Origin of the sequence: Nonomuraea fuscirosea (assembly GCF_003001935.1) — a bacterium.
Lineage (GTDB): Bacteria > Actinomycetota > Actinomycetes > Streptosporangiales > Streptosporangiaceae > Nonomuraea > Nonomuraea fuscirosea.
In genome coordinates, this window is the sequence record NZ_PVNG01000001.1 from 530,220 (window position 1) to 541,770 (window position 11,551).

The window sequence follows — 11,551 nt, forward strand, 5'->3', positions numbered from 1 at the left end:
CAGGGGAGATCAGCCGAGGAGCTTGCGCGCCGCCTGCTCGATCTCGTCCTCCGACAGCAGCACGTGATCGGCGGCGCCGCCGAGCGGGATGAAGCTGTCGGAGGAGGTGACCCGGGCGACCGTGCCGGTGAAGCCGGCGTCGAGCAGCTCGGCCACGATGCCCTCGGAGACGCCGCCGGACCGGCGGGTCTCGTCGGCGATCAGCACGTTGCCGGTCAGCTCGGCCGCCCGCAGCAGGTCCTCGACCGGCAGCGGGGACAGCCAGCGCAGGTCGAGGACGCGGCAGCCGTACCCCTCCTGGGTCAGTCGCACGGCGGCCCGCAGGCTCATCCGCAGCCCGTTGCCGAACGTGACGATGGTCAGGTCGCGCCCGTCGCCGTAGGAGCGCGCCCGCCCGATCGGCACGTGCGTCTCCGGCCAGCGCCCGGGGGGCGCGTAGGGCGCCAGCCAGCCGCCGTCGCCCTCGTCGAACAGGTCGCGCGTGTGGTAGAGCGCGATCGGCTCCAGGAACACGCAGACCGAGCCGGACGTACGGGCCGCAGCCAGGCACGTGCGCAGCATGGCGGAGGCGTCGTCGGGCCGCGCCGGTGAGGCGATGACCAGCCCGGGGATGTCCCGCAGCGCGGCCACCGCGTTGTCGTTGTGGAAGTGGCCGCCGAACCCCTTCTGGTAGGAGTATCCGGCCACCCGCACCACCATCGGGTTGGTGTACTGGTGGCGCGAGAAGAACGACAGCGTGGCCGCCTCGCCGCGGATCTGGTCGAGCGCGTTGTGCAGGTAGGCCAGATATTGGATCTCGGGTACGGGCAGCAGCTTCGACACGCCCTGGCCGAGCGCCAGCCCCAGCACGGCCTGCTCGTCGAGCAGCGTGTCGAACACCCGCCCCGCCCCGAACCGCTTCTGCAGCCCCCTGGTCACGCCGTAGACGCCGCCCTTCTTGGCGACGTCCTCGCCGAACACCGTCATCTCCGGATAGACGGCCAGCGCGTCGGCCAGCGTGCGGTTGATGGACTGCGACAGCGTCATCGCCTTGTCGTTCTCGGGCAGCGCCCCGGCGAACGCCTTCTCCCTGACCGCGGCGGAGGCCGCCATCGGGCTGATCTTGGCGATCAGCTCGGGCCGGCGCGGCGCGATCGGCTCCATGACCTCCTCGGCCGAGCCGAGCCGCGGGCTGCGGGTCGTCTCCAGGGCGATCCGCAGCACGTGCTCGCGGGCGGACTCGTACAGGGTGAGCAGGTCCTCCGGCGTCTCCAGCCCCGCCTCGATGAGTAGGGCGGCGGTCCGCAGCAGCGGGTCGCGTTCGAGGTCGGCCCTGATCTCGCGCTGGGTGCGGTACGCCGACTCGACGTCGGAGCCGGCGTGGCCCATGAGCCGCACCGTGGACAGGTGGAGGAACGCGGGGGAGCGGTGCTCGCGCACGTGCTCGGCGGCGCGGGCGGCGGCGTCGTAGGCGGCGGCCAGGTCGCAGCCGTCGGCGGCGAAGTATTCGATGCCGGGACGGCGCGCGGCCGCCTCCACCCAGCCCTGGGGCGTGCGGACGCTGATGCCGATGCCGTTGTCCTCGCACACGAACAGCAGCGGCAGCGCCTGCCCCTGGTAGGTGGCGTAGGAGGCGGTGTTGAAGCCGGACAGGGCGCTGGCGTGGTTGACCGAGGCGTCGCCGAAGCTGCACACCGCGATGGCGTCGCCGGGCCAGGCGGCCCGCACCCCGAGCGCGCGGGCCCGCTCGATGGCGAACGCCACGCCCACGGCCCTCGGCAGATGGCTGGCGATGGTCGAGGTCTGCGGGATGACCGCCAGGTCGGGGTGACCGAACACCTTGTGCCGGCCGCCCGCGATGGGCTCGTCGGCCGCGGCGGTCAGGCCCATCAGCACGTCGCGGATGCCCTGCTCGGGCAGCCGCCCGGCCTGCTCGGACCGGGTCAGGTAGAACGCGCCCGAGCGGTAGTGGAGCAGCGCCGGGTCATCGGGCCGCAGGGCGGCGGCGACGGCCGCGTTGCCCTCGTGACCGGCGGAGCCGATCGTGTAGTAACCCTCGTCCTGCCCGCGCAGCCAGCGGGCGGCGATGTCGAGCAGCCTGCTGTCGAGCTGGCGCAGGAACAACGTCCTCGCCCGCTCGCCGGTCAGGGACGTGCCCTCAAGGATCGGCTGCCCCGGATCTCGCTCGGGGCCCGTCTTGAGCGTCGCAACCGCCTGGATGAAGTGAGTCTCAACTGTGTCCCGCGCCACAGCATCGATTATGTCTCTGATCGGCGCTGACGTCTGCCGGACACCGGTGACATGTTGTGGACCGGTCCGTTTGACCCGCAATTATTACGGTTTGTCAGAATACTCAACCCTGTCGCCCGCGCGTACGTCTACTTATATGACACACGTGGCACCCTCAATGCCGCGTTGGACCAATGGGGTCTCCAGAAAGGAACCCGCATGTTACAACGCATTCGTGTCGCCGCCCTCGCAGTCGTGCTCGGAGCAGGGACGCTCACCCTGGCTCCCACCGCGGCGACGGCGGCCACCGCCCCAGCCATCAGTGACGTGACGGTCAGCCCGGCCGCTCCGGTCGTCTTCGACTCGCCGGTCAACGTCACGTTCACCTTCACCACCACCGACGCGACCGACGCCGGCCTCAAGCTCAACGGACAGACGGTCGACGTCTCCTCCTCGCCGGCCGGCGGCGGCCTGAAGTGGACGGGCACCAAGTCCCTCGGCCCCGGCAGGTACAACTACGCCGCCACCGCCCAGGGCACGCCGCCCGCGGTCAAGTCCGGCTCGTTCATCGTCACCAAGGCCGTGACCACCTCGTTCGGCGACTTCGACGCCAGCCCCGACCTGGTCGACAAGGGTGACGACATCAGGGTCACCGGCCGGCTGCTGGCCGACGGCAGAGGATTCGGCGGCCAGTCCGTCTCCATCGCCTTCCGCGCCCGCGGCTCGAACGACTACCGCGAGGTCGCCAAGGTGACCTCCGGCCGCGGCGGCTGGTTCGGCACCCGCGTCAAGGCCGAGGCCACCGGCTGGTGGCGGGCCTCGTTCAGCGCCACCGGCACCGCCAAGGGCTCGGTCAGCGAGTCCGACCGGGTGGACGTCAAGCGCGCCGACCTCGCCAGCCACCTCGTCGGCTTCGACGCCCGGCCGGAACCGGTGGACAAGGGCGACCGGCTCGCCTTCACCGGCTCCCTGCGCGTCGACGGCCGCGGCGGCCTGGCCGGCCAGCGCGTCAGCGTCTTCTTCAAGGCCGACGGGTCGCGCAGGTGGGAGTACGTCACCAGCGACGTGACCAGCAGGCACGGCCGCTTCTGGGCCACGACGCGGGCGCAGACCTCCGGCTGGTGGCGCGCCCAGTACGCGGGCACGCGCGGCGTCAACGGCTCGACCAGCGGCGCCGACTGGGTGCGGGTCAACCAGCCCGCCCCCGAGCCCGAGCCGTCGAAGGCCGACACGCGGCTGACCAAGTTCAACGCCTACCCGGAGCCGGTCAAGCGCGGCCGGTACCTGAAGTTCAAGGGCAAGCTGCAGATCGACGACGAGGGCAGCTGGGAAGGCTACGAGGGCAAGGTCGGGCTGTACTTCAAGCCGCTCGGCTCGAGGAAGTGGCAGTACGTGAAGACGACCTGGTCCAGCGAGAGCGGCCGCCTCTACACCAGGGCCAAGGCCTGGCGGTCGGGCTACTGGAAGTTCGTCTTCGGCGGCGACGAGGACGCCTACGGCGACGACAGCCGCAGGGACTACGTCCGCGTGCGACGCTGATCACCCACCACTGAACGAACGAGGCCCGGGGGCACCACCTCGGGCCTCGCCCATTCGCCGGCTCAGTTGGGCTGTGGGCCGGTCAGCTTGGCGTCGATGCGGATCAGGAGGGATTCGATCGAGTTGAACCGCTTGTCGTGATCGCCGAGGTGCGCCTCGATCCTGTCGATCCGCAGATCCCGGCGCTTGCTGTCCTCGTCGATCTTGGCGATGCCGTCGGCCAGCTCGCAGAGACGGTCATCCACTTGCTCGAACCGTTTGTCGACTTGCTCGAAGCGCTGATCTACGCGCTCGAAGCGCTCGTCGATGGATTTGCAGCGTCCGTCGATGGTCTTGAACTGCCGCTCGGTGTCACCCGCTTGCTGCTCGATGAGGGACTTGAGGCTGTCGAAACGTGCGTCGTGCTGATCGAGCCGGCCGTGAACCTGGTCGATTCGTAGCTCGACACGGGAGATGTCGGTGTCGATGCGGCCCAGCCGCTCCGCTGTCGATGACGTCAGCCCGGTGATCCGCTCGTTCGTGCTGCTGAGTTCGCGACTGACGTCGCTGAACCCCTTCTGCATCTTCTGTGCGGCTTCGTCGAACCTCTTGTCGATCTTGGTGAGGAGGTTCTCTCCGACGGCGTCCACGCGATCGTGCAGTGTGTCGAGCCGGTTCGCGATGCTGTTGCCTGGCACACCGCTCACAGTAGCCTGCTCCAGCCTGACGACTCTCTCTTCCAGGTCGCGGCATTTTGTTCGAAGCTCGAACATGGCTGGGTGCACTCCTTTGTTGGAGGGAGAAGGGGATGAGCCGCGCGGCTGCATCGGGAAAGCTACCCTCCGTACAAGATCGTGCGCAGAAAGATGCGAGATTCACTCCTGTTCGATCTGAGTGACCCCGGAGAAGTTAGCGAGTCTTAACGGCGGCGGTGATGGCGGCGTGGGCCATCGTGTGCAGGAGTGGGCGCATGTCCTGGGCCGGTAGTTCGCCGGCGCTGTGCGGGGTGGAGTTGAGCAGGCCGAAGACCGCGTGCGTGGCCGCGCGCAGCCGGGCCGCAGGGCAGGCGGGGTGGAGCTCGGCCAGCACCGTCACCCACTCCTCGACGTAGAGCCGCTGCAGCCGCCTGATCTGCCGGCGGGCGGGCTCCGGCACGTTGCCCAGCTCCCTGTCGTGCACCGTGATCAGCGCCGGCTGCTCGATCGCGAACGTGATCTGCGCGTCGAGCAGCGCGTCCAGCGTGGCCCTAGGGTCGGGTGAGGTGGTGACGGCCGCGACCGCCGACTCGCGCAGCCGTGAGCTGATGTCCAGCAGCATCTCCGACAGCAGCGCGTCCTTGCCGTCGAAGTGGCGGTAGAGCGCGGGGCCCGAGACCCCGACCGCGCCGCCGATGTCCTCGATCGAGACGCCGTGGAAGCCGCGTGCCGCGAACAGCCGGGCGGCCGCCTCCAGGATTTCCCCGCGCCTGTTGCGCCGGCCACGGGTAGGAGTGCCTGAAGCGGTGCCGGAGGTGGTGCTGGAGACGGTGGCCACGTCTCACATGCTAGACGATGACGTTAATGATGACTAACATCCGTGCCATGAGAGGGGACTCATGAGCAGTGACTGGCCGGTGCTGAGATCGGCCGCCGTGCCCGGGAGCGAGGCGTACAAGCACAACGCCGAGCTCAACGAGCGGCTGGCCGCCGAGCTGCTCGAACGGCTCGCGACCGCCGCGCTCGGCGGGCCGGAGCGGTCGCGGCGGCGCCACGTCGAGCGCGGCAAGCTGCTGCCGCGCGACCGCGTGGACGGCCTGCTCGACCCGGGCTCGCGCTTCCTGGAGCTGTCGCCGCTGGCCGCCGGCGGTCTCTACGACGACCAGGCGCCCGCGGCCGGCATCATCACCGGCGTCGGGCGCGTGTCGGGCCGCGAGTGCGTGATCGTGGCCAACGACGCTACCGTGAAGGGCGGCACGTACTACCCGATCACGGTCAAGAAGCACCTGCGCGCGCAGGAGGTGGCCCTGCACAACCACCTGCCGTGCGTCTATCTCGTCGACTCGGGCGGGGCGTTCCTGCCCAGGCAGGACGAGGTGTTCCCCGACCGCGAGCACTTCGGCCGCATCTTCTACAACCAGGCCACGATGTCGGCCCGGGGCATCCCGCAGATCGCCGCCGTGCTCGGCTCGTGCACGGCCGGCGGCGCGTACGTGCCCGCGATGAGCGACGAGGCGGTCATCGTCCGCGGCCAGGGCACGATCTTCCTGGGCGGCCCGCCGCTGGTGAAGGCGGCCACCGGCGAGGAGGTCACGGCGGAGGAGCTGGGCGGCGGCGACCTGCACGCGCGCGTCAGCGGCGTCACCGACCATCTGGCCGAGGACGACGCGCACGCGCTGGCCATCGTCCGCGACATCGTCTCCACGCTGGCCCCGCGCGCCGCCCGCCCGTGGGACACGATCGCGCCGGAGCCGCCCGTGCACGACCCCCGCGACCTTTACGGGATCGTCCCCGCCGACACACGTCAGCCCTACGACGTGCGCGAGGTGATCGCCAGGATCGCGGACGGCTCGCGCTTCCTGGAGTTCAAGGCCGAGTACGGATCGACCCTCGTGACCGGGTTCGCCCACGTGCACGGCCACCCGGTCGGCATCGTGGCCAACAACGGCATCCTGTTCAGCGAGTCGGCCATGAAGGGCGCCCACTTCATCGAGCTGTGCGACCAGCGCCGCATCCCCCTGCTGTTCCTGCAGAACATCAGCGGCTTCATGGTCGGCAAGGCGTACGAGGCGGGCGGCATCGCCAAGCACGGCGCCAAGATGGTGACGGCCGTGGCGTGCGCGCGGGTGCCCAAGTTCACGGTGGTGATCGGCGGCTCGTTCGGGGCGGGCAACTACGCGATGGCGGGGCGGGCGTACTCGCCCAGATTCCTGTGGATGTGGCCGAACGCCCGCATCTCGGTCATGGGCGGCGAGCAGGCCGCGAACGTGCTCACCACCGTGGGCGACGCCGACCCCGACGCGATCAGGGCCCAGTACGAGCACCAGGGCAACCCCTACTACTCCACGGCCAGGCTGTGGGACGACGGGGTGATCGACCCGCTCGACACCCGTACCGTCCTGGGCCTGGCACTGTCCGCGGCGGCCAACGCCCCGCTCGAGCCCGCCGGTTACGGCGTCTTCCGGATGTGACGCGATGGTGTTCGACCGTGTTCTGATCGCCAACAGGGGCGAGATCGCCGTACGGATCGCGCGCACGTTGCGGGCCCTCGGCATCACGTCCGTGGCCGTGCACACGCCGTCCGACGCGGAGGCCAGGCACGTCCGCGAAGCCGACATAGCCCTCCAGGTGCCGAAATATCTGGATATTGAGGCGATTATCGGGGCGGCCAACGCGGCCGGAGCGCAGGCCGTGCACCCCGGCTACGGCTTCCTGGCCGAGAACCCCGAGTTCGCCCGCCGCTGCGTGGCCGCCGGGCTCGTGTTCGTCGGCCCGCCGGCCGCGGCCATCGAGGCCATGGGCGACAAGATCCGGGCCAAGGCCACGGTGTCGGCCGCGGGCGTGTCCGTGGTGCCGGGCGCGACCGAGCCGGGGCTGGAGGCGTGGACCGACTTCCCCGCCCTGATCAAGCCGTCCGCCGGTGGCGGCGGCAAGGGCATGGTGCTAGTGCGCTCGGCCGCCGAACTTCCCGGCGCGATCGAGTCGGCCCGCCGTACGGCGCTGGCGGCGTTCGGCGACGGCACGCTGCTGATCGAGCGTTACGTCGAGCGCCCGCGCCACATCGAGATCCAGGTCATGGCCGACGCCCACGGCGGCGTCGTGCACCTGGGCGAGCGCGAGTGCAGCCTCCAGCGCAGGCACCAGAAGATCATCGAGGAGGCGCCGTCGCCGTTCGTCACCCCCGAGACGCGCGCCGGGATGGGCGCGGCGGCCGTGGAGGCCGCGCGCGCGGTGGGCTACGTGGGCGCGGGCACGGTCGAGTTCATCGTGGACGGCACGACCGGGGCCTACCACTTCATGGAGATGAACACCCGCCTCCAGGTCGAGCACCCCGTCACCGAGCTGGTCACCGGGCTGGACCTGGTCGAGCTGCAGCTCAGGGTGGCGGCCGGCGAACGGCTCCCGTTCGGGCAGGACGACGTGCGGCTCGGCGGGCACGCGGTCGAGGCGCGGGTGTACGCCGAGGACCCGGCGCGCGGCTTCCTGCCGACGGGCGGGCGCGTGCTCGCCCTGCGCGAACCCGGCGACGGCACGGGAGCGACGCCGGCACCCCCGGCGACGCGACCGCACGGCGGGCGCGCGGTCGTCCGGGTGGACTCCGGGCTGGCCGAGGGCGGGACGGTCGGCAGCGCGTACGACCCCATGCTGTCCAAGGTCATCGCCTGGGCCCCGGACCGCGAGGCGGCCCTGCGCGCGCTCGACCGGGCGCTGGCCGACACGGCCGTCCTGGGCGTGGTCACCAACGTGCCGTTCCTGCGAACTCTGGTCGCCCACCCGGCCGTACGCGCGGGCGAGCTGGACACGGGCCTGGTCGAACGGGTGCTGCCCGAGCTGGTGGGGGACGACGGCGTCCCGTGGGACGTGCTCGCCGCGGCGGCGCTCGTCTTCCACGCCCTGCCGCAGGGCGACGACCCGTGGGAGGTCACCGACGGCTGGCGCGTCGGCGCGCCGGCGTGGACGACGTGGCGGCTGGAGTCGAGGGACGGCGTGCACGAGGTCCGGGTGCGCGGCCTGCCGGAGGAGGCCGCCGAGGTCCTCGACGACGACGGGCGCCCGCGGCCGGCCAGGATCCGTACCCGGCGCGACGTTCCCGGCGAACGCTCGCTCGGCGTCACCATCGGCGGGCGTACCGAGAACTACCTGTGCGTACGCCGCGCCGACACGCTCTGGCTCGGCCGCGACGGCGCGTCCTGGCAGCTGACCAGGCACCGCATCGGCGACCCCGGCGACCGCCCCGGCGCCGCGGCGGCGGGCGACGGCGTGGTCAGGAGCCCCATGCCCGGCACGGTCCTGCTCGTCAAGGCCGATCCGGGAGACCGGGTGAGCGAGGGGCAGCCGCTGATCGTGGTGGAGGCGATGAAGATGGAGCACACGGTCACGGCCCCGCGCGACGGGATCGTCTCCGAGCTGACCGCGCGGGCGGGCCGTCCCGTCGACATGGACGCCGTCCTGGCCGTGATCACCGCTGAGGAGGCGACGTGATGCCGTACCCGGAGGAAGGCCTGCCGCACCAGGTCACGATCTACGAGGTCGGCCCGCGCGACGGGCTGCAGAACGAGTCCGCGATCGTGCCCGTCGAGGTCAAGGCCGAGTTCATCGACCGGCTCGCGGACGCGGGCCACAAGGTGATCGAGGCGACCAGCTTCGTGCATCCGAAGTGGGTGCCGCAGCTCGCCGACGCCGGTGAGCTGCTGGGGCGGCTGCACCGTAGGCCGGGCGTGCGCTACCCCGTCCTCGTGCCGAACGAACGCGGCCTCGACCGCGCGCTCGACCTCGGCGTGGACGAGATCGCCGTCTTCGCCAGCGCGACCGAGACCTTCGCCGCGAAGAACCTGAACCGCAGCCTGGAGAGCCAGTTCGAGATGTTCGAGCCGGTCGTGGCCAGGGCGCTGGACAACGGGATCAAGGTGCGGGCGTACGTGTCGATGTGCTTCGGCGACCCCTGGGAGGGTCCCACGCCCATCGGGCAGGTGGTCGCGGTCGGCGAGCGGCTGCTCGGGCTCGGCTGCTACCAGCTCTCGCTCGGCGACACCATCGGCGTCGGCACGCCCGGTCACGTCACGGCCCTGATCGACGCCTTCCGCCGGCCCGAACGCCTCGCCGTGCACTTCCACGACACCTACGGCCAGGCCCTCGCCAACACCCTCGCCGCCCTCAGGGCGGGCGTCACGACGGTCGACGCCTCCACGGGCGGCATCGGGGGCTGCCCCTACGCCGAGTCCGCCACCGGCAACCTCGCCACCGAGGACCTCGTCTGGATGTTGCGCGGACTCGGCATCGAAACCGGGCTCGACCTGGGCAAGCTCGTGTCCACCAGCACCTGGCTGGCGGAGCTGCTCGGCCGGCCCAGCCCCTCTCGCGTCGTACAGGCGCTGTCGAAAGGCTGAGACATGCTCAAGGACGAGTACGAAGAGCTGCGCAAGACCGTCGAGTCTTTCGCCCGCGAGGTGGTCGCCCCCGTGATCGGGGACTTCTACGAGCGCGAGGAGTTCCCGTACGACATCGTGCGGCAGATGGGCGTGATGGGGCTGTTCGGGCTGCCCATCCCCGAGGAGTACGGCGGGATGGGCGGCGACTACTTCGCCCTCTGCCTGACCCTGGAGGAGCTGGCCAGGGTCGACTCCAGCGTGGCGATCACGCTAGAGGCGGCGGTGTCGCTCGGCGCGATGCCGATCTACCGCTTCGGCACCGACGAGCAGCGCGGCACCTGGCTGCCCCGGCTCACCTCGGGGGAGATGCTCGGCGCGTTCGGCCTGACCGAGCCGGGCGGCGGGTCCGACGTGCCCGGCGGGATGCGCAGCACCGCCGTCCTGGACGGCGGCGAATGGGTGATCAACGGGACGAAGGCGTTCATCACGAACTCCGGCACCGACATCACCGGCGTCGTCGGCGTGGCCGCGCTCACCGGCGAACGCGAGATCTCCACGATCCTCGTGCCCAGCGGCACGCCCGGGTTCACGGTCTCGAAGAAGTACTCCAAGGTCGGCTGGAACGCCTCCGACACCCGCGAGCTGTCCTTCACCGACTGCCGCGTGCCCGCCCAGAACCTGCTGGGCGAGCGCGGCCGGGGTTACGCCCAGTTCCTGCAGACGCTCGACGAGGGCAGGATAGCGCTCGCGGCCCTCAGCGTCGGGCTGGCGCAGGGGTGCGTGGACGAGTGCCTGACGTACGTACGGGACCGCAGGGCGTTCGGCCATCCGATCGGCCACTACCAGTCCATCCAGTTCAAGATCGCCGACATGGAGGTCCGCGCCCACACCGCGCGCCTGGCCTACTACCACGCGGCCGAGAAGATGCTGGCCGGGGTGCCGTTCAAGAAGGAAGCGGCGATCGCCAAGCTGGTCGCGTCCAACGCGGCGATGGACAACGCGCGGGACGCGACCCAGGTGTTCGGCGGCTACGGCTTCATGAACGAGTTCCCCGTCGCGCGTTTCTACCGCGACGCGAAGGTGCTGGAGATCGGGGAGGGCACGAGCGAGGTGCAGCGCATGCTCATCGCTCGCCAGCTCGGGCTCGGTGACCTGTGAACGGTGTTTGCGGAGGCGACGGTGCACGATCTAGGGTCGATGGTCATGACGGCTGACGATCTTCTCATCAGGAAGGCGGAGAAGGCGGACGCGGACGAGGTGTTCGCGCTGGCCCGCGAGTTCGGTCTGACCTTCAGGCCCGAGCGCGAGGCCTTCGACGCGGCGCTCCCCCAACTCCTCGCCAACGACGACGCCCTCCTGCTCGTGGCCGTCGTGAACGGCCGGGTGCAGGGTTACCTGCTGGGGTTCGTGCACCTGACGCTCTTCGCCAACGGGCCGGTGGCCTGGGTGGAGGAGGCCATGGTCCAGTCCGGGTCGCGGCGGCAGGGGATCGGGCGGACGCTGCTGGAGGAGTTCGAGCGGTGGGCCCGCACGCGGGAGGCCGGCTACGTGGCGATGGCCACGCGGCGGGCGCCGGAGTTCTACCATGCGCTGGGTTACGAGGCGTCGGCCACGTTCTTCCGCAAGGTGCTGCGCTGAGGACTTCCGGCTTCCGCGAGGTCGTGCGCTGACCTCGGGCTGCTGAACTCGGGCTTCCGCGCTCGGGCCTCCGTTGCTCGGGCTTCCGCGCTCGGGCCTCCGTTGCTCGGGCTTTCGTTGCTC

At 70.9% G+C, this 11,551-nt stretch carries 9 protein-coding genes; 6 read left to right on the top strand and 3 right to left on the bottom strand.

All coding sequences use genetic code 11. The annotated features are described in order from the left end of the window. Window positions 1-9: 9 nt before the first annotated feature. A complete protein-coding gene (locus B0I32_RS02380) occupies window positions 10-2,229 on the bottom strand; it encodes a thiamine pyrophosphate-dependent enzyme (RefSeq protein ID WP_106234479.1) in 2,220 nt (739 codons plus the stop codon). A 198-nt stretch (window positions 2,230-2,427) separates the two neighbouring features. Between B0I32_RS02380 and B0I32_RS02385 the strand changes: the two genes are divergently transcribed. Continuing rightward, the gene (locus B0I32_RS02385) at window positions 2,428-3,747 is read left to right on the top strand and encodes a hypothetical protein (protein ID WP_146178013.1); all 1,320 of its coding nucleotides are present in this window, start codon (window positions 2,428-2,430) and stop codon (window positions 3,745-3,747) included. A 62-nt stretch (window positions 3,748-3,809) separates the two neighbouring features. Here the strand turns inward: B0I32_RS02385 and B0I32_RS02390 are convergent, their stop codons facing one another. Next, window positions 3,810-4,499, bottom strand: coding sequence for a hypothetical protein (locus B0I32_RS02390; RefSeq protein WP_146178014.1), 690 nt, complete (start codon window positions 4,497-4,499; stop codon window positions 3,810-3,812). A gap of 136 nt (window positions 4,500-4,635) precedes the next feature. Next, a complete protein-coding gene (locus B0I32_RS02395) occupies window positions 4,636-5,259 on the bottom strand; it encodes an SACE_7040 family transcriptional regulator (RefSeq protein ID WP_106234483.1) in 624 nt (207 codons plus the stop codon). 61 nt (window positions 5,260-5,320) lie between these two features. Here B0I32_RS02395 and B0I32_RS02400 point away from each other — a divergent pair, with 61 nt between their 5' ends. From B0I32_RS02400 to B0I32_RS02420, 5 genes are read left to right on the top strand one after another with little or no spacing between them, the layout of a single operon-like run. Then, entirely contained in the window at window positions 5,321-6,892 is a 1,572-nt protein-coding gene (locus tag B0I32_RS02400) for a carboxyl transferase domain-containing protein (RefSeq protein WP_106234485.1), read from the top strand. A 4-nt stretch (window positions 6,893-6,896) separates the two neighbouring features. Continuing rightward, the gene (locus tag B0I32_RS02405; protein ID WP_106234487.1) at window positions 6,897-8,903 is read left to right on the top strand and encodes an acetyl/propionyl/methylcrotonyl-CoA carboxylase subunit alpha; all 2,007 of its coding nucleotides are present in this window, start codon (window positions 6,897-6,899) and stop codon (window positions 8,901-8,903) included. Then, the gene (locus B0I32_RS02410) at window positions 8,903-9,808 is read left to right on the top strand and encodes a hydroxymethylglutaryl-CoA lyase (protein WP_106234489.1); all 906 of its coding nucleotides are present in this window, start codon (window positions 8,903-8,905) and stop codon (window positions 9,806-9,808) included. Before B0I32_RS02405 ends, B0I32_RS02410 begins: the two co-directional genes overlap by 1 nt. Window positions 9,809-9,811: 3 nt before the next feature. Continuing rightward, a complete protein-coding gene (locus B0I32_RS02415) occupies window positions 9,812-10,948 on the top strand; it encodes an acyl-CoA dehydrogenase family protein (protein WP_106234490.1) in 1,137 nt (378 codons plus the stop codon). A gap of 45 nt (window positions 10,949-10,993) precedes the next feature. Beyond that, the gene (locus B0I32_RS02420; RefSeq protein ID WP_106234864.1) at window positions 10,994-11,428 is read left to right on the top strand and encodes a GNAT family N-acetyltransferase; all 435 of its coding nucleotides are present in this window, start codon (window positions 10,994-10,996) and stop codon (window positions 11,426-11,428) included. The last annotated feature ends 123 nt before the right edge of the window (window positions 11,429-11,551 follow it).

Bases quoted from the DNA above. Each gene is read 5' to 3' on its own strand.
- B0I32_RS02385 (WP_146178013.1), top strand. From the start codon at position 2,428: ATGTTACAACGCATTCGTGTCGCCGCCCTCGCAGTCGTGCTCGGAGCA.
- B0I32_RS02390 (WP_146178014.1), bottom strand. From the start codon at position 4,499: ATGTTCGAGCTTCGAACAAAATGCCGCGACCTGGAAGAGAGAGTCGTC.
- B0I32_RS02400 (WP_106234485.1), top strand. From the start codon at position 5,321: ATGAGCAGTGACTGGCCGGTGCTGAGATCGGCCGCCGTGCCCGGGAGC.
- B0I32_RS02405 (WP_106234487.1), top strand. From the start codon at position 6,897: ATGGTGTTCGACCGTGTTCTGATCGCCAACAGGGGCGAGATCGCCGTA.
- B0I32_RS02410 (WP_106234489.1), top strand. From the start codon at position 8,903: ATGCCGTACCCGGAGGAAGGCCTGCCGCACCAGGTCACGATCTACGAG.
- B0I32_RS02415 (WP_106234490.1), top strand. From the start codon at position 9,812: ATGCTCAAGGACGAGTACGAAGAGCTGCGCAAGACCGTCGAGTCTTTC.
- B0I32_RS02420 (WP_106234864.1), top strand. From the start codon at position 10,994: ATGACGGCTGACGATCTTCTCATCAGGAAGGCGGAGAAGGCGGACGCG.